This is a genomic window from Streptomyces sp. NPDC001492 (assembly GCF_053597275.1).
Genome location: NZ_JBSFHW010000054.1, coordinates 12,212 through 36,843, shown reverse-complemented (window position 1 = coordinate 36,843; position 24,632 = coordinate 12,212). Strand labels below are relative to the sequence as shown.

Genomic DNA, 24,632 nt, shown 5'->3' with positions numbered 1-24,632 from the left:
GTCAGTTCTTGCTGAAGATCAGCCGGTCGTTGCCGGAGCGCTGAAGGAGCCCCGTCTCCTTGCGGAACGTACCGAGCCGGACGAGCGTCGGCGCTTCGTATGCCTTCTTCATGACTTCTCCTCACTGCGGGTGTGTCCCAGATCCCCGGACGGGGAGTGGGCGCAGCACCAGCTAGCTGCGGAACCGGAGGGCGGGGCAAGTCGCAGCGCTAAAGTATGACGGTATGAAAAGGCAGATGCCGCTGGCCTGACGTCGGCGCACGTGCCCGGCGCGAGCGGGCGTGACTCTTGGCGATTTGCCGTATGCGTGCGCGAAGAAACGTTCCCATCTGCGCCTCCCCCCGACCGGCGCGTACCGCGCACAGAATCCGGCAAGGGAGCCGCCGGGGCGCGCGGCCTCACACTCCGCACGCACCACCTCCGGCGTCGGCGGGGCTGCCGGACGCCTCGCTCAGAGGGCTTCCCGGGCGGTGAGGATCCGGGGGCCGTCCTCCGTGATCGCCACCGTGTGCTCCACATGGGCCGCGCGGGAGCCGTCGTTCGTGCGCAGGGTCCAGCCGTCCGCCGCCGCGTGGTAGTCGTCCCGGCCGCCCGCGATGAGCATCGGCTCGATGGCGAGGGCCATGCCGTGGCGCAGGGGCAGGCCCCGCCTCGGGCGGCCCTCGTTCGGGACCCCGGGGTCCTCGTGCATACGGCGCCCGATGCCGTGTCCGCCGAAGCCGTCCGGGATGCCGTAGCCCGCCGCGCGGCACACCGTGCCGATCGCGTGCGCGATGTCGCCGATGCGGTTGCCGACCACGGCCGCCTCGATGGCCGCCGCGAGTGCCCGCTCCGCCGTCCCGATCAGCCGTACGTCCGCCGGGCGCGGCTCGCCGACCACGAAACTGATCGCCGAGTCGCCGACCCAGCCGCCCAGTTCGGCGCCGCAGTCGATGGAGACCAGGTCGCCGTCGCGCAGCCGGTAGCCGGTCGGGATGCCGTGCACGATCGCGTCGTTCACCGACGCGCAGATGACGGCAGGAAAGGGGACGGGTGCGAAGGAGGGGCGGTAGCCGAGGAACGGCGAGGACGCCCCCGCCTCCCGCAGCACCCCCCGAGCCACCTCGTCCAGCTCCAGCAGCGAAACGCCCACGTCGGCGGCTTTTCGTACGGCCGTCAGGGCACGTCCGACCACCTGCCCCGCCTCGTACATGGCGTCGATCGATGTGTCTGTCTTCAGCTCCACCATGCCAATTACTATACCGGTATTAGAATGACGGCATGGTGCGCACCCCTCTCACCCCCGAAGAACGTGAACGCGGCGAGCGGCTCGGACGGCTCCTCCGCGAGGCCCGCGGCGGACGGAGCATGACGGACGTCGCGGCGGACGCCGGCATCTCCGCCGAGACCCTGCGGAAGATCGAGACGGGCCGAGCCCCGACGCCGGCCTTCTTCACCGTCGCGGCGCTGGCCCGCGCGCTCGGCCTGTCGATGGACGAACTCGCGGGGGCCTGCGCACCGGTCGCGGTGTGAGTCCGGTAGGAGCCACCCCCGCGCACGTCACGTTCCGGCAGGAAGGGCGTACTCTGCGTCCCGTCGGAAAACTTCTCGTAGCGCTCCTGTAACGCGGCTCGTGTTGTCTAACGGACCGGAGTGCTCCGGTCTGGCAGGAGTTGGGCGATGGCTGTGGATCAACTCCCGGGCCGGGTACGGGAGTTCGTGAACTACCTGAATGGCCTGCTGGCGCGCCTTGACCAGGGCGGCGGCTGGTGCGCCGTCTTCTGGCAGCGCGACCCGGACGGGATGCGGGACTGTCTCGAGGGACGTGAGGTGCCGCCCTGGGACGTGGTGGAGGCGCTTTTGCAGGACCTCGCCGCGGAGTACGGTGCGGGGGCCGCGGCCCAGGAGAGGGAACGGGCCCGCGGGCTGCACAGCGCAGCGCTCGCGGCCCACGACGCCCGGCCCGGCGGCCGGGACGCCCTCGGTGACCGGCTCGACGTCATGCTCCGCGAGCAGCGCTACGCCGCCGAACGCCAGGCGGAACTGGGGCGCAGGCTCGCCGCCGCCGCCACCCGGCAGGAGGCCGACGCCCTCCGCCTGGACCTGGCCTGGGCCCGCGACGACCACGAACGGGCCACCGCCCGCTGCGCCGAACTCCGCGCCCGAATGGCCGACTTGGACAGCCGCACGGCAGACGGCCGGGCGGCGGCGATGCGCCGGGCCCGCATCGCGGAAGGTGCGGTCTACCGCATCGACAGGGAGTTCACCCCGGACGAGCCCCTGCCGACCGACACCCCGACGGACGCCGGCGGGACCCACTTCCCGCACCAGCGCGGCCCGCACACCCCGGCCGCCGCAGAAGGGCAACGAGGGCTGTTCGAGGCCGCCACCCCGGCCGGCCCCCAGCCCACGGACGCACCCGGCGGCGGCCCCGCGTGGGCCCGCAGCAACCCCTACGAGCCGGCTGCCTCCACCGAGGCGCGTCCGTACGAGCCGCACGATCGCGGTCCGGCGGGGGCGGCGCAGGGCTCGCACGGCTCCGGTGGGCCGCGTGGCGGATCGCATGATCGTGGTGTTCCGGAGGGGCAGCAGGGCGGCTCCTATGAGGTGCGGTCGTACGACTCGTACGGCTGGGGGCCCCTGGGGGCGGGGCACGGCGTGCGGGACTCCGGTTCTCAGGGCCCGCGCGCAGGTGCCGCAGACGGGATGCCCGGTTCTTTCGAGTCCGGTCTCCGCGGTGCGGCACAGCACCGTGGCCCGTTCGAGGCGGCGCGTCCTGTCTCGTCCGACGGCGGCTTCCCGAGCCCGCCCCAGCAGGGCGACGCGCACGCCAACCCCTCCGGCGAGGCACAGCCCGCCCCTGAACCCCAGGCCTCCGAACCTCCCGCCCCCAAACAGCGCAAGCGTCGTCGGGGCAGTGCACGGTTTGCCGGGATGGCCGAGGAGGAGGCCGCCCCCGTCGCCGTGCCGCCGACCGCCGCCCCCGCCCCGCCCACTCCGAAGGCCGCCGGACGCACCCCGCGCGGAGCGCGGTTCGCCGGGGCCGCCGAGGTGGCGGAGCGGCCGCAGCAGCCGGCGGCCGAGCCCTTGGACACGGCGGGGCCGCGGGAGGTCGCCGGGGCCGTCGAGCAGCTGGTGCGGCTGCGCGCCGAGGGGCGCAGCGGCGAGGCCCACGCCCTGCTCGTCGACGCCGCCCACTGGCCCGCCGCCCGCTTGCCGCTGCTCGCCGCGGCACTGCAGCGCGCCGGGCTCGGCGCCGACTGGGCGACCCTGCTGTGGGAGGCCGCCTCACTGCCCGCCGAGCGGCTCGTGGCCGCCGCGGACGCCCTGGTCGCGGCCGGGCGTGGCGAGGACGGCGAGCAGATCCTGCGGCAGGGCGTCGCCCGGCCCGCCACCGAGATCGGACAGGCCGTACTGGGACTGTCCGGCGAGGGACGCCACCGCGAGGTGCGCGCGCTGCTCGACGCATACGTCCGCGTCCGCACCCCCGAGGAGGCGGCCCGCAGCGCCGAGCCCGACCCCGGGGCTCTCGTGCCGCTCCTGCTGGAGGCCGCGCGGGGCGTCTCCGAGGAGCGACACTGGGATCTGGTGCACGCCCTCCGGGTCGCCGGCTTCACCGCCTGACACACCCCGCCCACCGGCCCCTGCGCTCCTCCACCGGAGTGCGAAACGTGATCGACTCCGCGGGTTAACGGCGATGGTCTTGGCAAGGCTCTCCCGGAGGCTTACGTTCATCCCTCTACGGCCTGTTCTACGGGCGTAGAGGCTCTGACGACCCGCCGAAGGAGCAGCTCATGGCCAACGTCGTTCGTGCCGCTCTGGTCCAGGCCACCTGGACCGGCGACACCGAGTCCATGGTGGCGAAACACGAGGAGCACGCCCGCGAGGCGGCCCGACAGGGTGCGAAGATCATCGGGTTCCAGGAGGTCTTCAACGCTCCCTACTTCTGCCAGGTCCAGGAACCCGAGCACTACCGCTGGGCCGAGGCGGTGCCCGAGGGGCCGACCGTGAGTCGTATGCAGGACCTCGCCCGCGAAACGGGCATGGTGATCGTCGTGCCGGTCTTCGAGGTCGAGCAGTCCGGCTTCTACTACAACACCGCCGCCGTGATCGACGCCGACGGCACCTTCCTCGGCAAGTACCGCAAGCACCACATCCCGCAGGTCAAGGGCTTCTGGGAGAAGTACTACTTCAAGCCCGGCAACGTCGGCTGGCCCGTCTTCGACACGGCCGTCGGCAAGGTGGGCGTCTACATCTGCTACGACCGCCACTTCCCCGAAGGCTGGCGTCAACTCGGGCTCAACGGCGCCCAGTTGGTCTACAACCCCTCCGCCACCCACCGCGGACTCTCCTCCTACCTCTGGCGGCTGGAGCAGCCCGCCGCGGCCGTCGCCAACGAGTACTTCGTCGCCGCGATCAACCGCGTGGGCGTCGAGGAGTACGGCGACAACGACTTCTACGGGACCTCGTACTTCGTCGACCCGCGCGGCCAGTTCGTCGGTGACACCGCGAGCGACAAGACCGAGGAACTCCTCGTCCGCGACCTCGACTTCGACCTGATCGAGGAAGTGCGGCAGCAATGGGCGTTCTACCGTGACCGACGACCCGACGCCTACGAAGGGCTGGTGCAGCCGTGACCGACCTCTACGCCCGCCACAGGTCGGTACTGCCCGACTGGCTCGCCCTCTACTACGAGGACCCGCTGGAGATCACGCACGGCGAGGGCCGGCACGTCTGGGACTCCGACGGCAACAAGTACCTCGACTTCTTCGGCGGCATCCTCACCACGATGACCGCGCACGCCCTGCCCGAGGTCACCAAGGCGGTCAGCGAGCAGGCCGGGCGGATCCTGCACTCGTCGACCCTGTACCTCAACCGGCCGATGGTCGAACTCGCCGAGCGCATCGCCCAGTTGAGCGGCATCCCGGACGCTCGTGTCTTCTTCACCACCTCCGGCACCGAGGCCAACGACACCGCCCTGCTGCTCGCCACCACCTACCGGCAGAGCAACACGATCCTGGCGATGCGCAACAGCTACCACGGCCGCTCCTTCAGCGCGGTCGGCATCACCGGCAACCGCGGCTGGTCCCCGACCTCGCTGTCCCCGCTGCAGACGCTGTACGTCCACGGCGGCGTCCGCACCCGCGGCCCGTACGCCTCCCTCAGCGACGACGACTTCATCGCGGCCTGCGTCGACGACCTCAAGGACCTCCTCGGCCACACCCGCCCGCCCGCTGCCCTGATCGCCGAGCCCATCCAGGGCGTCGGCGGCTTCACCTCCGGTCCTGACGGCCTCTACGCGGCCTTCCGCGAGGTCCTCGCCGAGCGCGGCATCCTGTGGATCGCCGACGAGGTGCAGACCGGCTGGGGCCGCACCGGCGACCACTTCTGGGGCTGGCAGGCACACGGGCAGAGCGGCCCGCCGGACATCCTCACCTTCGCCAAGGGCATCGGCAACGGCAGCTCCATCGGCGGGGTCGTCGCCCGCGCCGAGATCATGAACTGCCTCGACTCCAACAGCATCTCCACCTTCGGCGGCACCCAGATCACCATGGCGGCCGGTCTCGCCAACCTCACCTATCTGCTGGAACACGACCTGCAGGGCAACGCCCGGCGCGTCGGCGGGCTGCTCATCGAGCGCCTGCGGGCCGTCGCAGCCCAGGTCCCGCACGTACGGGAGGTGCGCGGCCGCGGCCTGATGCTCGGCGTCGAGCTGGTGAAGCCGGGGACCGACGAGGCCGACCCGGACGCCGCGTCCGCCGTCCTCGAAGCGACCCGCGCGGACGGGCTGCTCATCGGCAAGGGCGGCGGCCACAACACCAGCGCCCTGCGCATCGCCCCGCCCCTGTCCCTGACGGTCGCGGAGGCCGAGGAGGGCGCCGCGATCCTCGAACGCGCTCTGAGGAGCCTTACGCAGTAGTGCACCGAGCAAGGGGCGACCGCCATGACCACCACCTTCGGGACCTTCGAACCGGCTCTGTCGGTGCGCCAGGTACTGGCCCTGGAAAGGGTCCTCGCCGGCGAGCCCGAGGTGGTGGCGGGCGCCGCCCAGCTCGACCGGCCGGTGCGCTGGGTGCATGTCGCCGAGGCGCCCGACGTGGGCGTCATGCTCAGCGGCGGCGAGATGGTGCTCACCACGGGGGTGCTGCTGGCCGGCGACGAGGAGAAGCAGGCGGAGTACATCCAGTCCCTGCACCGCGCGGAGGCCGCGGCCGTCGTGCTCGGCCTCGGGCGGGCCTTCCCCTCCCCGCCGGACGTGATGCGCCGGGCCGCCGAGCGGTGCGGACTGCCGATGGTCGTCCTGCACCGCCCCTTCCCCTTCGCGGAGCTGACGGAGGAGGTGCAGGCCCGGCTGGTGCGGCGGAAGTTCGCCGCCGTGAGCCTTTCGGAGTCCGTCCGCACGGCGCTCACCGGGCTCATCACCGCGGGCGCCCCGCTGCAACGGCTCCTCGACGAGATCGCCCAGCACAGCGCCTGCCCGGTCGTCGTCACCAACCTCGCCCACCGCGTCCTCGCCACGGCGGGGGAGCGGCCCGCCGTGGACGACGTGCTGCGCGACTGGGAGCGCATCGCCCGGCAGGCCGGCGGCAGCGAGGGCGACGGCTGGATCCGCGCCGAACTCGGAGGGCGCGGCGAACGCTGGGGCCAGATCATGCTGTGCGGCTACCGAGGCGACACGGCCACCGGACGCCTGCTCGCCGACCGGGCCGCCGAGTCACTCGTCCTGCACCGCATGCTCGGCGGCAACTCGGCCCACACCTGGGAGGAGCAGTCCGCGCAGAGCCTGCTCACCGACCTGGTCAGCGGGGTCGTACCGGCGAGGCAACTGCTGCCACGTGCGCGTGCCGCAGGGCTGCCGGTCAACCGGCGCACCTTCGTGCCACTGGTCGTGCGGGACGGTGAGCCTGCCCAACTCGACCGAGTCCTACGGATGTTGGGGATGTCCGGTCTCGTCGCCGAGCTGGCCGACGCGGCCACCGCGGTCCTGCTCAGCCTCGCCCGCGACCAGGACGCCGAGGCGCTCACCGTGCACTTCGCGGCAAGGCTGCGTACGGAGTCGGGATCCACGAAAGCCGTGGTGGCCGCCGCCGACCCGCGCACCGCCTGGGACGACGTGCCCGCCGGACTGCGCGAGGCCCAGCATGTCGCCGACGCCGTCGCGGACTCCTCGGCCGTCCTCGACCTCCCGGCCGTGGTACGCCTCAGGGACGTACACCTGCGAGGTCTGATCCGGCTGCTGCGGGACGATCCGCATGTGCAGTCGTTCGCGGAACGGGAGCTGGACGGGCTGCTGTGCTCGGCCGACGAGGACCTGCTGTCCGTGCTGCGCACCTATCTCGCCACCGGTCGCAACAAGTCCCGTACCGCCCAGCTCCACCATGTCTCCCGGCCCGCCCTGTACCGCCGGCTTGAGGCCATACAGGGCCGTCTCGGGGTGGACCTCGACGACTTCGAGCAGGCCGCCTCGGTGCACATCGCGCTTCTCGCGCACGACGCGCAACAGGGCTGAAACATGCCACGACCTGGGAAAACGGCGGTGAAACATGGGCTCGGAAGAGGGTGACACCGTGGCACGCGCGAGGCCCGCAGACGTGACAGCGTGCAACTCAAAGCCGGTTTTCGGACTTCCTAGTCTTCTCGCACACCGAGCGACCGGAGGTCCCGATGAGCAGAGTGATTCGTGCCGCCCTCTTCCAGACCGCGTGGACGGGCGACAAGGAGTCGATGATCCAGGTACACGAGCAGGCGGCCCGGGACGCGGCCGCGCAGGGTGCTCAGGTCCTGTGCTTCCAGGAGCTGTTCTACGGGCCCTACTTCTGCCAGGTCCAGGACAAGGCGTTCTACGAGTACGCGGAGGCGATCCCGGACGGCCCGATCGTCAAGCGCTTCCAGGCGCTCGCCAAGGAACTGGGCATCGTCCTGATCCTGCCGATGTACGAGGAGGAGCAGCCCGGCGTCCTCTACAACACGGCCGCGGTGATCGACGCGGACGGCTCGTACCTCGGCAAGTACCGCAAGCACCACATCCCCCAGGTCCCGGGATTCTGGGAGAAGTTCTACTTCCGCCCCGGCAATCTCGGCTGGCCCGTCTTCGACACCAAGGTCGGGAAGATCGGCGTCTACATCTGCTACGACCGCCACTTCCCGGAGGGCTGGCGGGCGTTGGGCCTGGCCGGTGCGGAGATCGTCTTCAACCCGTCGGCCACCTCGCGCGGCCTGTCCGCCTACCTCTGGCAACTGGAGCAGCCGGCGGCGGCCGTCGCCAACGAGTACTTCGTCGGCGCCATCAACCGGGTCGGTGTCGAGGAGCTGGGCGACAACGACTTCTACGGGACGACGTACTTCGTCGACCCGGAAGCCCAGTTCGTGGGCGAGGTGGCGAGCGACAAGGAGACCGAACTCGTCGTGCGCGACCTGGACCTGGCCAAGCTCCGCGAGGTCCGCGACCGCTGGCAGTTCTTCCGGGACCGCCGTCCCGACGCGTACGCACCGCTGACCGCTCCCTGACCGACGCCGTGAGCCTGAGTGGGCCCGGTGCACGGGGATCGGGCCTGCGGGGCACAAGGGGCTTTCAGCACCGTCCTTCATAAGGAGAGGGAGAATGAGCAGCCGTACCGTCATCCGTGGTGGCCTGGTCATCACGGCGTCCGACGAACTCCATGCCGACGTCCTGATCGAGGACGGCCGCATCGCCGCCCTCGCCGCGTCCGGCACCCCCGCCGCGGAGGCCTGGACCGCCGAGCGGACCATAGACGCCACCGGCAAGTACGTCATCCCGGGCGGCGTCGACGCCCACACCCACATGGAACTGCCCTTCGGCGGCACCTTCGCCTCCGACACCTTCGAGACCGGCACCCGGGCGGCCGCCTGGGGCGGTACGACCACGATCGTCGACTTCGCCGTGCAGAGCGTCGGCCACTCCCTGCGCGAGGGCCTCGACGCCTGGCATGCCAAGGCGGAGGGCAACTGCGCGATCGACTACGGCTTCCACATGATCGTCTCCGATGTGAACGAGGGGACGCTCAAGGAGATGGACCATCTCGTCGAGGAAGGCGTCACCTCCTTCAAGCAGTTCATGGCCTACCCGGGTGTCTTCTACTCCGACGACGGCCAGATCCTGCGCGCCATGCAGCGCTCCGCCGAGAACGGCGGCCTGATCATGATGCACGCCGAGAACGGCATCGCGATCGACGTGCTGGTCGAGCAGGCGCTGGCCCGCGGCGAGACCGACCCGCGCTACCACGGAGAGGTCCGCAAGGCCCTGCTGGAGGCCGAGGCCACCCACCGTGCCATCAAGCTCGCGCAGGTCGCGGGTGCCCCGCTCTACGTCGTGCACGTCTCGGCCATGGAGGCAGTGGCCGAGCTGGCACGCGCCCGTGACGAGGGACTCCCGGTCTTCGGCGAGACCTGTCCGCAGTACCTGTTCCTGTCCACCGACAACCTCGCCGAGCCGGACTTCGAGGGTTCGAAGTACGTGTGCAGCACCCCGCTCCGTCCCAAGGAGCACCAGGCCAAGCTGTGGCAGGGCCTGCGGACCAACGACCTCCAGGTGGTCTCCACCGACCACTGCCCCTTCTGCTTCGTGGGCCAGAAGGAGCTCGGCCGGGGCGACTTCTCCAAGATCCCCAACGGTCTCCCCGGCGTCGAGAACCGCATGGACCTGCTCCACCAGGCCGTCGTCGAGGGCCGTATCTCCCGCCGCCGCTGGATCGAGATCGCCTGCGCCACCCCGGCCCGCATGTTCGGCATGTACCCGAAGAAGGGCACGATCGCGCCCGGCGCCGACGCCGACGTCGTCATCTACGACCCGCACGCCGAGCAGGTCATGTCCGTCGAGACGCACCACATGAACGTCGACTACTCGGCCTACGAGGGCAAGCGCACCACCGGCCGGGTCGAGACGGTCCTCTCGCGCGGCGAAGTCGTCATCAACGAGCGGGAGTACACCGGACACGCCGGGCACGGCGTCTACACCCCGCGCTCCACCTGTCAGTACCTCAACTAGGAGTGGCGCCCATGGACTTCGGACTTGTCCTGCAGACCGACCCGCCGGCCTCGAAGGTCGTCAGCCTGATGAAGCGCGCCGAGCGCAACGGCTTCACCTACGGCTGGACCTTCGACTCCGCCGTGCTGTGGCAGGAACCGTTCGTGATCTACAGTCAGATCCTGTCGAACACCACGAAGCTGACGGTCGGCCCGATGGTCACCAACCCGGGCACCCGCACCTGGGAGGTCACCGCCTCCACCTTCGCCACCCTCAACGACATGTTCGGCAACCGCACCGTCTGCGGCATCGGCCGCGGGGACTCCGCGATGCGTGTCGCGGGCCGCACCCCGAACACCCTCGCCCGGATCAGCGAGGCGATGAAGGTGATCAGGGCGCTCGGCTCCGGCAAGGAGGCCGACCTCGGCGGTACGGTCATCAAGTTCCCCTGGATCAAGGAGGACGCCGAACTCCCCGTCTGGATGGCCGCGTACGGCCCCAAGGCGCTGAAGATGACCGGCGAGGAGGCCGACGGCTTCATCCTTCAGCTCGCCGACCTCTACCTCACCGAGTACATGGTGAAGGCGGTCAAGGACGCGGCGGTCGCGGCAGGCCGGGACCCCTCCGACGTCAAGATCTGCGTCGCCGCCCCCGCCTACGTCACCGAGGACGACTCGCCCGAGGCGCTCGCCCACGCCCGCGAGCAGTGCCGCTGGTTCGGCGGCATGGTCGGCAACCACGTCGCCGACCTGGTGTCGAAGTACGGCGAGCACTCCGCGGCCGTACCCGACGAACTCACCGACTACATCAAGGCACGTGAGGGGTACGACTACTCCCACCACGGGCGCGCCGACAACCCCGACACCGCCTTCGTGCCCGACGAGATCGTCGACCGGTTCTGCATCATCGGCCCGGTCGAGAAGCACATCGAGAAGCTGAACGCGCTGCGCGAGCTGGGCGTCGACCAGTTCGCCGTCTACGACATGCACGACGCGCAGGAGACCACGATCGACGCCTACGGCGCGCAGGTCATCCCGGCCGTCAACGCCTGAGAACCGTCATCACCGCTCAACTCCCCATCCCCCCACTCCAGTTCTCCCCTCCCCACCTCCCCGGGGAGGGGACCGGAGACCCGCACGGCCTTTCCGGACCCACCCCTGATTGATTGGCCTGCCCATGACCGACACCGCTCCCACGGCCATACCGCCGACAGCCCAAGTCACCCTCGCCGACGGGCGGGTGGAGATCGCCCCCGGGTCCCCGCAGCCCAGCGGCCCGTACGCCAACGAGGACCTGCTCCCGGTCCCGGTCGAGAAGCGCACCTGGACCACGTACAACTTCTCCGCCCTGTGGGTCGGCATGGCCCACAACACGGCCTCCTGGACCCTGGCCTCCGGTCTGATCGCCGTCGGCATGGACTGGAAGCAGGCGGTGCTCACCATCGCCCTGGCCAATGTGATCGTGCTGATCCCGATGCTGCTCACCGGGCACGCGGGACCGAAGTACGGCATCCCCTTCCCGGTCTTCGCGCGCGCCTCCTTCGGCATCCGCGGCGCCAACCTCCCGGCCGTCGTACGGGCGCTGGTGGCGTGCGGCTGGTTCGGCATCCAGACCTGGATCGGCGGTGAGGCGATCTACTTCCTCGCCGGCAAGCTGATCGGCAACGGCTGGTCCGACGCCGGGAAGGTCGGCGGCTACGCCTGGACGATGTGGCTGTCGTTCGCGATCTTCTGGGTGATCCAGGTGGCCATCATCTACCGGGGCATGGAGACGATCCGCCGCTTCGAGAACTGGGCGGCGCCCTTCGTCATCGTCGGCGCGCTGGTGATGCTGATCTGGATGAGCAACAAGGCCGGCGGCTTCGGCCCGCTGCTCGACCAGCCGTCCAAGCTGGGCTGGGGCGGCGGCTTCTGGAAGCTGTTCTGGCCGTCCCTCATGGGCATGATCGGCTTCTGGTCCACGCTGTCGCTGAACATCCCGGACTTCACCCGCTACGGAAAGTCGCAGAAGGCGCAGACCTGGGGTCAGGCCCTCGGCCTGCCCACCACCATGACGCTCTTCGCGCTGCTGTCCGTGCTGGTCACCTCCGGTTCGCAGGCCGTGTACGGGCAGGCGGTCTGGGACCCGGTACAGCTCGCCGCCAAGACGGACAACGTCTTCGGCCTGCTGTACGCACTGGTGACCGTGCTGGTGGCGACCCTGTCCGTGAACATCGCGGCCAACCTGGTCTCGCCGGCCTTCGACTTCTCCAACATCGCGCCCCGGAAGGTCAGTTTCCGGGCCGGTGCGCTCGCGACCTGCGTCATCGGCGTGCTGATCTTCCCGTGGAAGCTGTACTCCGACCCGCAGGGCTACATCTTCACCTGGCTCGGTCTGGTCGGCGGACTGCTCGGCACGGTCGCCGGCATTCTCATCGCCGACTACTGGATCCTGCGCCGCGGCAAGCTGGACCTGGTCGACCTGTACCGCGCGGGCGGCCGCTACTGGTACGAGGGAGGCTGGAACTGGCGGGCCGTCGTCGCCTTCGTGGCGGGCGGTGTCCTGGCGATCGGCGGCGCCAGCTTCAAGCCGCTGATCGACGGCCGCCCCATTCCGGCGCTGGAGCCGCTCGCCGACTACGGCTGGGCGGTCGGCCTCGGCACTTCGATGGTCCTCTACGTGGTGCTGATGCTGCTGCGCGGAAGGGACCGCCTCAAGGTCTGAGCCCGTGCTCCTGCCTGCGCCTGCGGAGGGCAGCCGGTCCTACTGGCTGCCCTTCAGGGCCGTCACGGCGTCCCTCGACGCCTTGATCGCACCCTTGTTGATCTCGTCCGTGCTGGGCGCCTTCTTCGTCTCGAAGTCGCTGCCGTTGTACGTGACGACCACCAGCACATTGGAGACCTGGGCGAACACCACGCCCTCGCGGGTCTGCTGCTTGTCCTCGGTGGTGAGGTTGACGATCGAGTAGGCCTGGTCACCGAGTCCGGGAACCGCCCCTCCGCCACCCTTCTCCGTAATTCGCTGCTTATAGGTGGTCTGTGCCGCTTCGTCCGACTTCATCACCTCGAAGGAGACGTCGAGCCACCGGTAGTCATAGCCCTTGAGCGCGTTCCAGGAGCAGGTGCGGCGCAGTTTCGTGTCCGTCGACTGGATTTCCTTGCCCGCCGTCTTGGCCCCCGGTACGAGGGACTTGAGCGTCTTCACGGCCACGCTGCCGCAGGGTGCAGGGGCGGCGGCGTACGTCTTGGTCTGCGCGGTCGTGGAGGGCGCGGAGGCCGACTGGTTGCCGGTCTTCGGTGCGTCCTTGTGCTCTGCGGTCGGCGTCGCCGCGGGGCCGGACGTCAGCGCCCAGCCCGCCGCGGCCAGCACGACGACCGGGGACAGACGCGCGGTCAGGGCGAGCGGCAGAGGAAAATCGCGCACGGCACACTTTTCGATGGGGGACGGTGTGCGGAGGGGGTCCGCACTGCGGACGGGGCGCCAGTCTCACATGAGTCCCTGTGAGACGGAAGTGTCAACTCGCTCCGTGGCCGCGCGGTTACTGTTCAGTCACCATCGGTCGGCGTCCGGCGCAGTCGGCGGGCGGTGACGAGCCGGACACCGTCATACAGCTCGACCTCGGCGTTCTCCCAGTCGACGAGCACCGCCCGGATGCGGTCGGGGCCCGAGCGGGGCCGGGGCCACATCAAGAACGGGTAAAGGCGTTGGCCGAGGCGCGGCGGGTGGTGCGGCAGGGCGGGCCCGTGGTGGCGGCCACCATCAACCGTTACGCGGGGCTGCACGACCTGCTCCGGCACGAGCGCTGCTACGGCCTGGAGGGCCTCGCCTGGCTGATGGGCGGTGTGGAGGACTGGCTGGACGACCCGGAGCGGCGCGAGGCCGTGCCGGCGGCGCCCCGTCGCATCGAGTCGGAGCCGACGCTCCTCGGTGCGAGCGGACACCTGCTCACGGTGGGCAGGCGGCAGCCGTGAGCAGGTGTCCCGATGTCACTACGCCGCCGCGCCGCCCGCATAGTCGCTGTTGAACGTCGTCTCGACTGTCGTGGCCACTGACTGGGCCACCCCGGTTCCGGTGAGGATGATGCCCAACTCGCGGTTGTTGGAGAGGGAGTTGCTGCTGATGTTCATGGAGCCCGCCTCCACCTCCTGGGTGGACAGGCCGTAGTCGGCGACCATGGCCTTCGCGTGGATGTAGAAGCCGTTGGGGTCGGAGTAGCCGACCACCTTGCCGCCCGCCGCCTCGATCTCGGAGACCTCGCTGGAGTAGCTGGACGGACTCTCCAGCACCACCCGCACGGCCACCCCCGCCTTCGCTCTCGCCGCGATGGCGTCGACCACCGTGCTGTCGCTGAACTCCAGTTCCTCGACGTCGAGCGTCTTGGTGGCGGCGTTGACCACGGACAGCAGGCGGTTGCGGGAGTCGGTGGGCGACCAGAGCAGATGGTCGCCGTCGGTCGGGGTGATCGAGGTGCCGGCGTAGTCGGCGTTGAAGACCTTCTCGATCGCGGCGACGTCACGGGTGTCGTCGGTGAAGACGCCGTAGTCGCGGCCGGTCGCGTAGTACTGCGAGGTGAGATTGCCCGTGAGGACCAGCGACTTGGTGGCGTCCGCCGTGATCGTCTTCTGGTGGGTGTAGACGAAGCCGGACGACGACCACACCACCCCCACACCCGCGTTCGTCAGGGCGGTGTAGGCCGAGTTGTTGGCCGTCTTGTGCTGGCGGTCGAGGATCACCCGCACGGTGACGCCCTTGTTCTTCAGCGCTATGAGGTCGTTGACGGCCGTGGTGTCCTCCAGCTCGTACATGGTCATGTCGAGGGAGGTGGTGGCCGAGTCGATGAAGTCGTAGATGTTCGGCTGGCTGCCGCTCCGGGAGAAGGCGAACGCGGAGTAGCTCGCGGCGTTCGCGGGGACGGCGGTGGCGACGACGGCGGCGCCGGCCGCCAGGGCGACACCCGCGCGCCCGATGGCCTTCCACAGCATGCGTGACTCCTGGTCGAGTTGATGCCCACGTGGGGGGTGGGTGAGCGTGGGCATGACACCACGCGCGTAGAACGCCCAGGAAGAGAAGGTCGGTGAACACGGGATTACCGGCCCGGAGCACGAGCGGACAAAGGGGACTCCAGGCAGGTGGGAGGCGGTTCATGCGGGCCCCGCGAGTTCGCAAAATCTTCGTAGGGTGCCCGCGGGGGAATGCGGCGCGCATGGCGTCGCCGGCAGGAGATCCCGCAGGACGCCATGCGACCCGTACCCGGCAACTCAGCCCTTGACGGCCGAGCTTGCCACGCCCTGCACGAACCAGCGCTGGAAGAACGCGAAGACGATCAGGACGGGCAGGACGAGGAGGACGCCGAAGGCGAGGACCTGGCCCCAGTCGACGGGCATCTGGCCCTGGAAGACGCTCATCTCCAGCGGCAGCGGGCGCACCGACGGGTCGGAGATCATGAGGACCGGCCACAGGAAGGCACCCCACTGGGTGAGGAAGGTCAGGATCGCGACCGAGGCGAACACCGGCTTCGACATCGGGACGATGATCGCGAAGAAGGTGCGCCAGGGCCCGGCGCCGTCGATACGGGCGGCCTCCTCGATGCTGGGCGGGATCGCGCGGAAGAACGTGGCGAACTGGTAGATGGAGAAGGCGTTGGCGATGAAGGGGACGGCCTGGATGTAGATGGTGTTGCGCTGCTCGTTGAACATGTAGAAGAGCGGGACGGCGACCGCTTCGAACGGCACCAGCATCAGCAGCAGCACGAGGGTGAAGACGGCACGCTGGCCGCGCCAGCGCAGTCGGGTGAGGCCGTACGCGGCCGTGGAGTTGACGATCAGGTTGCCGAGCACCACGACCGTGGCCACCAGCAGCGAGATGCCCATGAAGCGCCAGAAGTAGCCGGTGGCGTCGGAGTCGAAGCTGTTCAGTACGGCGCGGTAGTTGTCGAAGGACAGATGGGTGGGCAGGAAGCCGGTCAGCCCGTTCAGGACCTGGTCGGACGGCTTGAAACTGCCGAGGACCAGGTAGAGGACCGGCAGGACGAAGACGAACGCCAGGACGCTGAGGACGGCGTAGTCGAAGAAGCGGCGCAGGGGTGTGCTGGTCATGATCAGTCCTCGTTGCCGGAGCGGACGACGCGGCGCTGGATGAGGGTCAGGACGACGACGATCAGGAAGAACACGACGGTGATCGCGGACGCCTGGCCGATGTTGTTCTGGTCGAAGGCGGTGGTGACGGCCTGGTACATCACCGTGCGGGTGGCGTCCTCGTCGAGTCCGCCGCCGTGGACGAGGACGTAGACCTGGTCGAAGACGCGGAAGGACAGCACCGAGGTGAGCATGGCGACGAAGACGAGGGTGCCGCGGATGCCGGGCAGGGTGACGTTCCGGAACTGCTGCCAGGGCGAGGCACGGTCGAGCTGGGCGGCCTCGTAGAGTTCGCCCGGGATCTGCTGGAGGCCGGCGAGCAGAATGACCATCTGGAAGCCGACGCCCTGCCACACCGACAGCACGATGACCGAGGCCATGGCGGTGAGGCCGTCGCCGAGCCAGTCGAAGGCGCCCCAGTTGCCGAAACTCACCGCGTGCAACGCGGAGTTGAGCAGGCCGTCGCCGCTGCGGGCGAGGATGAGCCGCCAGATGACCGCGACGAGGGCCATGGGGAAGACGACCGGCAGGAAGAACAGCGACCGGAAGACGCCGATCGCCTTCAGCTTGCGGTTGAGCAGGATCGCCAACCCCAGCGCGAGCCCCGTCTGCAGGGGTACGACGACTACGGCGAAGGTCAGGTTGTTCAGCAGGGCCCGTAGGAACGGGCCGGACATGTCGGGGTCGGTGAAGATGCGCCGGTACTGCTCGATGCCGAAGAAGCGCGGCGGGAGCGGGGAGCCGAGCCGCACGTTGTAGAAGGACAGGACGACGGCGTACACGAACGGCACGGCGACGAAGGCGATGAGTCCGCCGAGCGCGGGTGCGGACATCAGCAGTCCGTGCACCCGGTCGCGGTTCACGCGGCGAGGCCGTACGGGCTCGGGGGACGGCGGTGGGGGTGGGCTCGGCTTCCGCCGGTCGGGTGCGGCGGGTGCGGGTTTCACGGTGGTCACGGTGGGTGTCCTCTTCCGGGCCGGGAGGGACGGGCGCTGTCAGAGTGGGTCCGTCCCTCCGGCTGCTGGATGCCGCTACTGCAGCTTGTAGCCGTCGTTGTCCGAGAAGTCCTGGTCGATGGCGCGGGCGGCCTTGTCCAGGGCGGACTTCGGGTCGGCGCCGCCGTAGACGTCGCTCAGCGCCTGGCTGAACTTGGCGGTGACCGTGGGGTATCCGGCGGTGACCGGGCGGGTCACGGCGACGCAGGACTTGTCGATGTTCGTGTCACCACAGGCCTTGGCGAGCTGGTCGGCGAAGAGCTGCAGCGGGCCGCCCTGCTTGTACAGGCTGCTCTTGGCGAGCGCGCTCCTGGTGCCGGGAGGGGCTCCGTTGGCCGTGGTCATCGCGGTGACGTTGGTGTCGTCAAGCAGGGAGTCGAGGAAGGCGCCGGCGGCCTTGCCGTTCTTGGTGTCGGCTCCGATGCCCCACGCCCAGGAACCCTGGCCGGTCTTGGGGCCGTTGCCGAAGTCGGGCAGCGGCAGCACGACCAGGTCCTTGCCGAGCGCCTTGCCGTAGGCGGGGTACATCCAGTGGCCGACCCAGCTGAGGGCGACGCGGCCCTTGGCGAAGGCGTTGCCGTCGGTGTTGGGGTCGACGTACTTCTTCCAGGACTGGAGGGTCTTCAGCGCCGAGACCACGGCCGGGGTGTCCACGGCGCCTTCGGCCTTGCCGTTCTTCAGCAGGGAGCCGCCCGCCGACCACACGACCGGGGCGAAGCCGTAGGTGCCCCACTCGTTGGCGAAGCCGTTGCTCTCCTGGAGGTCCAGGCTCTTGCCGTCGGAGTCCTTGGCGGCCAGCTTCTTCACGGCGGCGGTGAACTCGGCCGCGGTCCAGTCGTCGGACAGCCCGGTGGGGTACTTGACGCCGGCCGCGTCCAGCAGCTTCCTGTTGCCGTAGACGCCGAGCCCGGAGTCGTACATGCCGAGCCCGTACTGCTTGCCCTCGAACCGGCCCTCCGCCTTGATCGCCGGGGTGGCGTTGGCCAGCGTCCTGGCGGAGACGTAACTGTCGATCGCGGTGAGCTTCTTGTTGTAGACGAAGTTCGCCATGGTCGGGCCGTCGAACTCCATCACGTCCGGCAGCTTGGAGGCCTCGGTGGCGGTGATGGTCTTGGTGTAGTCGGTGTCGGGGATCAGCGTCAGCTTGACCTTGACCTTCTTCTGCGAGGAGTTGAAGGTCTTCACCGCGCTCTGCAGGGCGGCCGCCTCACTCGCCTGTCCCTGGTGGGCCCAGACGGTGATGGTGCCCGTGCCGCTGCCCTGCTCGGCGGAGGTGCCGGTGCCGCTGCCCCCGCCGCAGGCGGCGAGCGCGGCCAGGGGAAGGGCGAGGGCCAGGGCCGTAGAAGCCGTCCGGCGGGCTCTTGTGGTGCCGGCGTTCATCGTGGGTGCCTCCGGTGTGTGGTGCGGGCGAGGGTGGGCGGTGCTTCGGTGCATGGGGGGATTCGGGACCGGCACGCGCCGGTAGGGCGACGTGGGCGATGACTCCGTCATGTGGGCTGCCCCTGCGGCAGCTCGGGACCGGCGCTCGGCTCCTTGACCACGAGGGGCAGCAGCTCCCAGGCGTCGACCGTGTGGCGCAGGTGCGCGCCCGGCGCGGTGTGGGCCTGCAACCGCCAAGGGCCGTCCCCGGTCGGGTAGAAGCGCAGGGAGAGCACCTGGCCGGTGGTGGTCAGGAAGACTTCGACGAGGGAGTGGTCGACGACCATGCGCAGTTCGACCGGCTGCCCGGTGGGGCAGGGCATGCGGTAGGAGCCGCCGTACGCGCGGGGATCCAGCGAGGCATGGTCGCGGTCGACGACCAGCTCACCCGCGGCGGCGTCCAGGCGGATGTCGAGATACTCGTCGGGTCCGGTGATCAGCCGCAGGCTTGCGTCGCCGGTCGTCTCCAGACGGGCCGTCAGGTCGAAGGCACGGCCCGCACTGCCCAGTTCGACGGGCTGCGGGCCGTGCGCCACGCCTTCCGTGTGGAACGCCAACTCGCCACGCAGGGAGAGGAGTTCAGCGGCGGGCCGCTGATGCAGCGTGCCGTCGGCAGCGACCGAGATCTCGCGCGGGATCGTCAGTACGCCGGCCCATCCGTCCGCGACCGCCCAGTCCCCCTCGCGGGCCTCCGGGGACCAGCCCCACAGCAGCCATCGGCCGCCCGGTGCGCGCAGCAGGGCGGGGGCGTAGCAGTCCGGGCCGTGGTCCACGAAGGCGGGCGCGCCGGCCTCGAACCTGTTGCCGTGTTCCTCGCCGACCAGGACCGTGACGCAGCGTGCGCCGTCGTGGTCGTTCCAGGCGCTGAAGATCAGGGCACCGGGCCGTCCGGAGTGCGGCGGCAGGTACTGGGGGCACTCCCAGCCCTCCCCGGTGTGCAGGTCCGTGCCGGCCACCGGCTCCTGTGCTCGGGCGTCGAAGGGGCCGAGGTAGGTCCAGGTCTCCAGGTCGGGCGACTCGTACAGCAGGGCCGCGCCACGGCCGTCCGCGAGGGCGGCGCCGACCAGCATCCGCCACCGCTCGCCGTCCCGCCACACATAGGGGTCGCGGTACATGGTGCAGTCCTCGGGCCAGGCGCCGACGGCCGGTTTGCCCCGCCGGCCGAAGGTCCGGCCGCCGTCGCGGGAGACGGCGGTGGCGACCGGCTGGTGCTGGGGCGAGCGGTCCCAGCGGTGCGCGGAGTAGAAGGCGACCAGGCGGTCGCCGTCGGAGACCGCGTTGCCAGAGAAGCAGCCGTCGGCGTCCACGCCGCCCGGGGTCGGGGACAGGGCGATCGGCAGTTGTTCCCAGCTCAGCAGGTCGGGGCTGCGGAAGTGGGCCCAGTGCATGTTCGCGTGCGTCGCGCCGGAGGGGTTGTACTGGTGGAAGACGTGGTAGTGGCCGTCATGGAAGACCAGTCCGTTGGGGTCGTTGATCCAGTTCCGGGGCGGGCGCAGATGCGCGACGGGCCAGTACGGATCGCGGGGCGCGGTGGACACACGCGTGCCTTTCGGTATGGCAGCAGAGCATGCGAGGACGGACGGTCACCGGACACGGCCGGCCACGATCGCCTCGGGGGACTCGATGGAGGCGCCTTTCCCCCTGCACCCGCCGGCGGCCCTCGCGGCATGGCGAGGGAAGCCGGGGCCGGCGCGCGGCCGGCGGCGGGATGCGGGAAGGCTGTCTGAAGCGCCGACGGTTCGTCGGCGGGAGATACGCGGCTCAGTACTCCGCGGCGCCGTCGGACGTCAGGCGGAAGTGCCACCTCGACCGCTCGTTGAAAAACCGCTCATTGAAAAGCCCGGGGGACATATGTGTACCCTCACTGTGTTCCGCGTACTGGCAGGACCGACGACCGGTTGCGACGGTCGCCTGTCACGGTGCGATTGCTTCGCCGTCCCGGGGTCAGAGTCGGGGCGGCGAAGTGACCGATGCCCGCGCCACCAGCGGGCAAGGCAGCAATTCCTGGGTGTCCGGGCCCGGTGGCCGGCCCGGAGTCCTGGTGAGCGCGAGCAACTGGGCCACGGCCCGTGCCCCCATCTCGTAGTGCGGGAGCTGAACCGTGCTCAGCTGCGGGTGCACCGACTCGCAGACGAGTTCCTGGTTGTCGAACCCGATGACCGACAGATCGCCGGGGATGGACAGCCCCAGCTCGGCGGCGGCCCGGTAGGCGCCGGCGGCCATCCGGTCGTTGAAGCAGAACAAGGCCGTGGGGCGCTGCTCGGCCGTCAGCAGCCGGCGCGCGGCCCGGTAGCCGGTGTCGACGTCACCGCCGACCGTGTTGAACGGCACCGCCGTCTCCGCGGCGACCAGCGACGGGTCGTAGGCGACACCGGCCTCGGCCAGCGCCTTGCGGTAGCCCTCCAGCCGGCCCTGCCGCGCGGGCAGGTCGACGGTCTGCACGGTCACACCGATCCGGCGGTGGCCGTGATCGAGCAGCTCGCGCACCGCCGCGTAACCGCCCTGGACCTCGTCGGGCACCACGGACGGGACGGCGGGGTCGGCCGAGCCCGCGTCGAGCAGCACGGTGGGCGTCGAGCGCAGCGCCTCCGGCAGTTCCACGATGCGGTGGTACATGGCCGCGTACACGATGCCGTCCACCTGCCGCTGGAGCAGCATCTCGATGCTGGTGCGCTCCAGTTCGGCATCGCCGCTCGTGTTGACCAGCAGCAGGACCAGTCCCTCGGCCGCGGCGGCCTCCTGGGCACCCAGGATCATGCGGCCCGCGTGCGGGGTGGTGGCGATCTGGTCGCTGACGAAGCCGATGGTCTGCGACCGCTGCGTCCGCAGCCCGCGGGCCAGTCCGTTGGGCGCGTACCCGAGCTCGTCGGCGGCCTTCCAGACGCGCCGGCGCGTCTCCTCGCTGATCCGCTTGCCCTCGACCCGGTTCAGGACGTGCGACACGGTCGCGGTCGACACACCTGCCGCCGCAGCCACGTCCTTGATCCCGATCCGGCGCGCCATTGCCCCTGCCCAAAGTGGTTGATTCCGGGTTGCCTAATCGTTTAGCCAACCGTGTGGACATGAGAGTGCCCGCGCCGGAAGCCACTGTCAATGGCTCGTTACGAACTCGTGGCCGCGACATGTCCCGGAGGGCGGCGGGAGAGCGGACGGGCCGACGGGCATCGGCGCACCCTTCCGTACTCTGCTGTTTTCTGTCCCTGTTTCTCCCTGTTCCACCAGGTCCGAGGGGTTCGCCTCGCTAACATGGCTCTCCCGACGGGCCGTTGGCCTGCGGTGGGGCGCGCGCCAGGGGGAGGCGGCTCATGGCTGAGGCGGCGGACGTGGCCGGGCCGACCGGGCGCTGGGGAGTCCCGGGCGGACGGCTGCGGCTCGCGCCGGAGGCCGAAGCGGTCGGACTGGCCGCGGGCGGGCTTGTGTTCGGGGCGTATGTGCTGGTCGTGAGCGCGCCCGGACGGTATGTCACCACCACCACGACATGGTTCTCGGGCGCGGTCGGCGGTCTGTATCTCGCGGCGGGGCTGCTCGCGCGGATGCGGCGGCCGAGCAACCCGGTCGGGCTGATGATGCTGTGGGTGGGCATCGGCTGGTTCGCCGAGGACCTGCAGATCAGCCCGGATCCGGTGGCGCACACCGTCGGGCTGCTGGTGCGGTCGGCGTCGAGCGGATTCCTGATCCCGCTGCTGCTGATGTTCCCCGACGGGGTGCTGCGCTCGCGGCTGGAGCGGCTCCTGGTGGCCGCCGGCTGTGCGACGGCGTTCGGGCTGATCCCGCTGAGCACCCTCTTCTACGACTCGCTGGTACGGAACCTGCTGCTGGTGCGCCCCGTGCTCTGGCTGCCCGAAGCGGTCGACCGGGTCCAGTTCGTCATGAGCGCGGCCGTCGTCGCCGTCCTGCTGGGCCGGTGGGTGAGGGCCACCCGTCCGGCGCGGCGGGTGCTCGCGCCGCTGTTCGGCGTGGGACTGGTCGGCGGGCTCGCGTCCACGCTCGACGCGATCCTCGGGACGGGGCCCGACTCGCCGACCCATCCACCGCTCATCGCCGTCGCGCATGTGGCGGTGCTCGCGCTGCCGGTGGCCTTCCTGGCCGGCGTCTGGCACGTCCGCATGGGCCGTACGGCCGTGGCCGACCTGCTGCGCCGCATGCCGACCGCCACCCGGGCGCAGTTGCGCGACGCGCTGGCGCGGGCGCTGCGCGACCCGTCGGTGCAGGTCGGCTACCCCGCCCCCGAGGGGTACGTCGACAGTGGGGGCACCGCGCTCGCCGTGGCACCGGGGCGGCAGGTCAGCCCGCTGGAGCGGGACGGCCAGCGGGTCGGGGTGCTCGTCCACGACCCGGCGCTGCGCGAGGACCGCTACGTTCTGGAAGCCGTCGTCTCCGCGGCGGCGCTGGAGCTGGACAACCAGCGCCTCGCCGCCGAGGTGCGCGCCCAGCTGGCCGAGGTGCGCGCGTCACGGGCCCGTATCGTCGAGGCGGGCGACGAGCAGCGCCGGCGGATCGAGCACGACCTGCACGACGGGGCACAGACGACGTTCGTCACCGCGCTGGTGACGTTACGGCTGGCCCGGCAGAGGTGCGCGGGCCGGGAGGCGCCCGATCCCGAACTGGTCGGGCTGCTCGACCGGATCGCGGAGCTGATGGGCGAGGGCATCGAGCGGCTGCGTGACCTCGCGCACGGCATCCATCCCGCCGTACTGACCGAAACGGGCCTGGTGGCGGCCCTGGAGACGCTCGCCGCGCGCGCCCCCTGCCCGGTCGAGGTGACCGCGGGAGCGGTCCCCGCGCTGCCGCCGCCGCTCGCGGCCACCGTGTACTTCGTCGCCGCCGAGGCGCTCACCAACGCCCTGAAGCACGCCCATGCGCGGACCATCGGCATCGACGTCCGCCTCCGGGCCGAGGACGGGGTACTGCGGCTGACGGTCGCCGACGACGGTGCCGGCGGCGCCGACCCGGGCGGCGGCACCGGGCTGCTCGGGCTCAGGGACCGGGTGGCGGTGTTCGACGGCACCATGACGGTCCGCAGCGAACGCGGGCAGGGAACCGTGGTGGAGGTGGAACTGCCGCTCCGAACCCGGGACTTGGCCGTGACAGCGGCTGCGGCCGAGGCGTTGTCCGTAGCGGAGACGGCTTCCGGCGTTTCCGACGAGGGGGAGGCGGGGCGGGCGTGAGGGAGCACGAGTTGCCGGGAGGTTCCCCGCGCGGAGGCATCGCGAGCGTCCCGTCCTCGCCCAGACCCCTGCGGATCGTGCTCGCCGACGACGAGCGTCTCTTCCGGGGTGCGCTCGCCGCGCTGCTGGCGAGTCGGGGTCATGTGGTCACCGCCCAGGTGGGCGATGCGGACGCGCTGCGTGCGGCAGTCGCCCGGACGGTCCCGGACCTCGCGGTGGGGGAGGCGGGGCGGGCGTGAGGGAACACGAGTTGCCGGGAGGTTCCCCGCGCGGAGGCATCGCGAGCGTCCCGTCCTCGCCCAGACCCCTGCGGATCGTGCTCGCCGACGACGAGCGTCTCTTCCGGGGTGCGCTCGCCGCGCTGCTGGCGAGTCGGGGTCATGTGGTCACCGCCCAGGTGGGCGATGCGGACGCGCTGCGTGCGGCAGTCGCCCGGACGGTCCCGGACCTCGCGGTGATCGACATCAGGATGCCGCCGACGAAACGCCTGGAAGGGCTTCAGGCGGCCGTGGACATCCGCCGGTCCCACCACGGCGTGGGGATCCTGTTGCTGTCCCAGAGCGTCCAGGTCACCCACCTCGCCGAGTTGACGGCATCCGACGTCCGGGGCGTCGGCTACCTGCTCAAGGAGCGCGTCGCCGACGAGCACTTCCTCGACACCGTCGGCCGAATCGCCGACGGGGAGTGCGAGTTCGACCAGCGGGTGCTGCAACTGCTCCTCAACGGCCCGCGCCGGCGCGGCGGTCTGGCCACGCTCAGCCCCCGCGAACGGGACGTGCTCCGGCTCATGGCGCAGGGCCTGACCAACCAGGCGATCGCCGAGCAGCTCGTCGTCACCCTGAAGACCGTCGAGACCCACGTCGGCAGCATCTTCCGACGGCTCGAACTGCCCGACGAGAGCGAGGGGGAGTACCACCGCCGGGTCCTGGCCGTGCTCAAGTACCTCCAGTCCAGGGACTCCTGACCTGCGGTC

22 protein-coding genes and 1 pseudogene are annotated in these 24,632 nt (G+C 70.5%); 13 read left to right on the top strand and 10 right to left on the bottom strand.

The genetic code is table 11. The features are described from left to right. Position 1: 1 nt before the first annotated feature. On the bottom strand, positions 2 to 112 hold the full coding sequence (locus tag ACWC1K_RS43075) for a keywimysin-related RiPP (RefSeq protein ID WP_023549519.1): 111 nt from the start codon (positions 110 to 112) through the stop codon (positions 2 to 4). A 339-nt stretch (positions 113 to 451) separates the two neighbouring features. Beyond that, positions 452 to 1,228: a type I methionyl aminopeptidase gene (gene map, locus ACWC1K_RS43070; RefSeq protein WP_450838864.1), complete on the bottom strand. Its 777-nt coding sequence runs from the start codon at positions 1,226 to 1,228 to the stop codon at positions 452 to 454. A gap of 32 nt (positions 1,229 to 1,260) precedes the next feature. Here map and ACWC1K_RS43065 point away from each other — a divergent pair, with 32 nt between their 5' ends. The 9 genes from ACWC1K_RS43065 to ACWC1K_RS43025 all read left to right on the top strand — a co-directional run bounded on the left by ACWC1K_RS43065 (position 1,261) and on the right by ACWC1K_RS43025 (position 12,667). Continuing rightward, complete coding sequence (locus ACWC1K_RS43065; protein WP_030947047.1) at positions 1,261 to 1,512, top strand: helix-turn-helix domain-containing protein; 252 nt, start codon at positions 1,261 to 1,263, stop codon at positions 1,510 to 1,512. 147 nt (positions 1,513 to 1,659) lie between these two features. Further along, positions 1,660 to 3,603, top strand: a complete 1,944-nt coding sequence (locus tag ACWC1K_RS43060) for a hypothetical protein (RefSeq protein ID WP_450838862.1) — start codon at positions 1,660 to 1,662, stop codon at positions 3,601 to 3,603. A gap of 170 nt (positions 3,604 to 3,773) precedes the next feature. After that, entirely contained in the window at positions 3,774 to 4,616 is an 843-nt protein-coding gene (locus ACWC1K_RS43055; protein WP_450693904.1) for a nitrilase-related carbon-nitrogen hydrolase, read from the top strand. Continuing rightward, positions 4,613 to 5,899 (top strand): aspartate aminotransferase family protein, encoded by a 1,287-nt coding sequence (locus tag ACWC1K_RS43050; RefSeq protein ID WP_450838860.1) that lies wholly within the window; start codon positions 4,613 to 4,615, stop codon positions 5,897 to 5,899. Before ACWC1K_RS43055 ends, ACWC1K_RS43050 begins: the two co-directional genes overlap by 4 nt. Before the next feature lie 24 nt (positions 5,900 to 5,923). Next, positions 5,924 to 7,489 carry a PucR family transcriptional regulator gene (locus ACWC1K_RS43045; RefSeq protein WP_450838858.1) on the top strand — a complete coding sequence of 522 codons (1,566 nt, stop codon included), beginning with the start codon at positions 5,924 to 5,926 and terminating at the stop codon, positions 7,487 to 7,489. Between the two features lie 155 nt (positions 7,490 to 7,644). After that, the gene (locus ACWC1K_RS43040) at positions 7,645 to 8,487 is read left to right on the top strand and encodes a nitrilase-related carbon-nitrogen hydrolase (RefSeq protein WP_344397978.1); all 843 of its coding nucleotides are present in this window, start codon (positions 7,645 to 7,647) and stop codon (positions 8,485 to 8,487) included. A 94-nt stretch (positions 8,488 to 8,581) separates the two neighbouring features. Next, positions 8,582 to 9,985 carry a dihydropyrimidinase gene (hydA, locus tag ACWC1K_RS43035; protein ID WP_450838856.1) on the top strand — a complete coding sequence of 468 codons (1,404 nt, stop codon included), beginning with the start codon at positions 8,582 to 8,584 and terminating at the stop codon, positions 9,983 to 9,985. Positions 9,986 to 9,996: 11 nt separating this feature from the next. Continuing rightward, complete coding sequence (locus ACWC1K_RS43030) at positions 9,997 to 11,016, top strand: TIGR03842 family LLM class F420-dependent oxidoreductase (RefSeq protein ID WP_450838855.1); 1,020 nt, start codon at positions 9,997 to 9,999, stop codon at positions 11,014 to 11,016. A 124-nt stretch (positions 11,017 to 11,140) separates the two neighbouring features. Beyond that, positions 11,141 to 12,667 carry an NCS1 family nucleobase:cation symporter-1 gene (locus ACWC1K_RS43025; RefSeq protein ID WP_450838854.1) on the top strand — a complete coding sequence of 509 codons (1,527 nt, stop codon included), beginning with the start codon at positions 11,141 to 11,143 and terminating at the stop codon, positions 12,665 to 12,667. Between the two features lie 39 nt (positions 12,668 to 12,706). On the opposite strand, the gene ACWC1K_RS43020 is transcribed toward ACWC1K_RS43025, so the two are convergent. Next, on the bottom strand, positions 12,707 to 13,366 hold the full coding sequence (locus tag ACWC1K_RS43020) for a hypothetical protein (RefSeq protein ID WP_450838852.1): 660 nt from the start codon (positions 13,364 to 13,366) through the stop codon (positions 12,707 to 12,709). 122 nt (positions 13,367 to 13,488) lie between these two features. Then, positions 13,489 to 13,629 carry a hypothetical protein gene (locus ACWC1K_RS43015; protein ID WP_450838902.1) on the bottom strand — a complete coding sequence of 47 codons (141 nt, stop codon included), beginning with the start codon at positions 13,627 to 13,629 and terminating at the stop codon, positions 13,489 to 13,491. A gap of 3 nt (positions 13,630 to 13,632) precedes the next feature. Between ACWC1K_RS43015 and ACWC1K_RS43010 the strand changes: the two are divergent. After that, positions 13,633 to 13,914, top strand: a pseudogene (locus tag ACWC1K_RS43010) (class I SAM-dependent methyltransferase); the annotation flags it as partial. Between the two features lie 18 nt (positions 13,915 to 13,932). On the opposite strand, the gene ACWC1K_RS43005 reads toward ACWC1K_RS43010, so the two are convergent. The 6 genes from ACWC1K_RS43005 to ACWC1K_RS42980 form a co-directional block, all read right to left on the bottom strand. Next, entirely contained in the window at positions 13,933 to 14,925 is a 993-nt protein-coding gene (locus ACWC1K_RS43005) for a phospholipase D-like domain-containing protein (protein ID WP_450838851.1), read from the bottom strand. A gap of 276 nt (positions 14,926 to 15,201) precedes the next feature. Further along, the gene (locus tag ACWC1K_RS43000) at positions 15,202 to 16,038 is read right to left on the bottom strand and encodes a carbohydrate ABC transporter permease (protein ID WP_450838850.1); all 837 of its coding nucleotides are present in this window, start codon (positions 16,036 to 16,038) and stop codon (positions 15,202 to 15,204) included. A 2-nt stretch (positions 16,039 to 16,040) separates the two neighbouring features. Next, the gene (locus tag ACWC1K_RS42995; RefSeq protein ID WP_450838849.1) at positions 16,041 to 17,033 is read right to left on the bottom strand and encodes a carbohydrate ABC transporter permease; all 993 of its coding nucleotides are present in this window, start codon (positions 17,031 to 17,033) and stop codon (positions 16,041 to 16,043) included. Positions 17,034 to 17,108: 75 nt separating this feature from the next. Then, the gene (locus ACWC1K_RS42990) at positions 17,109 to 18,506 is read right to left on the bottom strand and encodes an ABC transporter substrate-binding protein (RefSeq protein WP_450838847.1); all 1,398 of its coding nucleotides are present in this window, start codon (positions 18,504 to 18,506) and stop codon (positions 17,109 to 17,111) included. A gap of 53 nt (positions 18,507 to 18,559) precedes the next feature. Then, complete coding sequence (locus ACWC1K_RS42985) at positions 18,560 to 20,029, bottom strand: glycoside hydrolase family 32 protein (protein ID WP_450838846.1); 1,470 nt, start codon at positions 20,027 to 20,029, stop codon at positions 18,560 to 18,562. A gap of 406 nt (positions 20,030 to 20,435) precedes the next feature. After that, on the bottom strand, positions 20,436 to 21,494 hold the full coding sequence (locus ACWC1K_RS42980) for a LacI family DNA-binding transcriptional regulator (protein ID WP_450838844.1): 1,059 nt from the start codon (positions 21,492 to 21,494) through the stop codon (positions 20,436 to 20,438). Positions 21,495 to 21,796: 302 nt separating this feature from the next. On the opposite strand from ACWC1K_RS42980, the gene ACWC1K_RS42975 reads away from it, so the two are divergent. The 3 genes from ACWC1K_RS42975 to ACWC1K_RS42965 are packed head-to-tail and all read left to right on the top strand — an operon-like array spanning position 21,797 to position 24,623. Beyond that, a complete protein-coding gene (locus ACWC1K_RS42975; protein WP_450838842.1) occupies positions 21,797 to 23,659 on the top strand; it encodes a sensor histidine kinase in 1,863 nt (620 codons plus the stop codon). Beyond that, entirely contained in the window at positions 23,656 to 23,898 is a 243-nt protein-coding gene (locus tag ACWC1K_RS42970; RefSeq protein ID WP_450838841.1) for a hypothetical protein, read from the top strand. Before ACWC1K_RS42975 ends, ACWC1K_RS42970 begins: the two co-directional genes overlap by 4 nt. Further along, positions 23,895 to 24,623, top strand: coding sequence for a LuxR C-terminal-related transcriptional regulator (locus ACWC1K_RS42965; RefSeq protein ID WP_450838839.1), 729 nt, complete (start codon positions 23,895 to 23,897; stop codon positions 24,621 to 24,623). The genes ACWC1K_RS42970 and ACWC1K_RS42965 overlap by 4 nt, the downstream gene beginning before the upstream one ends. Positions 24,624 to 24,632: the final 9 nt, after the last annotated feature.

What these genes read in the sequence shown, in the direction of transcription:
- ACWC1K_RS43040 (WP_344397978.1), top strand. Translation starts at nt 7,645, where the DNA reads ATGAGCAGAGTGATTCGTGCCGCCCTCTTCCAGACCGCGTGGACGGGC.
- ACWC1K_RS42980 (WP_450838844.1), bottom strand. Translation starts at nt 21,494, where the DNA reads ATGGCGCGCCGGATCGGGATCAAGGACGTGGCTGCGGCGGCAGGTGTG.
- ACWC1K_RS42975 (WP_450838842.1), top strand. Translation starts at nt 21,797, where the DNA reads ATGGCTGAGGCGGCGGACGTGGCCGGGCCGACCGGGCGCTGGGGAGTC.
- ACWC1K_RS43075 (WP_023549519.1), bottom strand. Translation starts at nt 112, where the DNA reads ATGAAGAAGGCATACGAAGCGCCGACGCTCGTCCGGCTCGGTACGTTC.
- ACWC1K_RS43030 (WP_450838855.1), top strand. Translation starts at nt 9,997, where the DNA reads ATGGACTTCGGACTTGTCCTGCAGACCGACCCGCCGGCCTCGAAGGTC.
- ACWC1K_RS43065 (WP_030947047.1), top strand. Translation starts at nt 1,261, where the DNA reads ATGGTGCGCACCCCTCTCACCCCCGAAGAACGTGAACGCGGCGAGCGG.
- ACWC1K_RS43025 (WP_450838854.1), top strand. Translation starts at nt 11,141, where the DNA reads ATGACCGACACCGCTCCCACGGCCATACCGCCGACAGCCCAAGTCACC.
- ACWC1K_RS43045 (WP_450838858.1), top strand. Translation starts at nt 5,924, where the DNA reads ATGACCACCACCTTCGGGACCTTCGAACCGGCTCTGTCGGTGCGCCAG.
- ACWC1K_RS43000 (WP_450838850.1), bottom strand. Translation starts at nt 16,038, where the DNA reads ATGACCAGCACACCCCTGCGCCGCTTCTTCGACTACGCCGTCCTCAGC.
- hydA (WP_450838856.1), top strand. Translation starts at nt 8,582, where the DNA reads ATGAGCAGCCGTACCGTCATCCGTGGTGGCCTGGTCATCACGGCGTCC.
- ACWC1K_RS43005 (WP_450838851.1), bottom strand. Translation starts at nt 14,925, where the DNA reads ATGCTGTGGAAGGCCATCGGGCGCGCGGGTGTCGCCCTGGCGGCCGGC.
- map (WP_450838864.1), bottom strand. Translation starts at nt 1,228, where the DNA reads ATGGTGGAGCTGAAGACAGACACATCGATCGACGCCATGTACGAGGCG.
- ACWC1K_RS43015 (WP_450838902.1), bottom strand. Translation starts at nt 13,629, where the DNA reads ATGTGGCCCCGGCCCCGCTCGGGCCCCGACCGCATCCGGGCGGTGCTC.
- ACWC1K_RS43055 (WP_450693904.1), top strand. Translation starts at nt 3,774, where the DNA reads ATGGCCAACGTCGTTCGTGCCGCTCTGGTCCAGGCCACCTGGACCGGC.
- ACWC1K_RS43060 (WP_450838862.1), top strand. Translation starts at nt 1,660, where the DNA reads ATGGCTGTGGATCAACTCCCGGGCCGGGTACGGGAGTTCGTGAACTAC.
- ACWC1K_RS42990 (WP_450838847.1), bottom strand. Translation starts at nt 18,506, where the DNA reads ATGCACCGAAGCACCGCCCACCCTCGCCCGCACCACACACCGGAGGCA.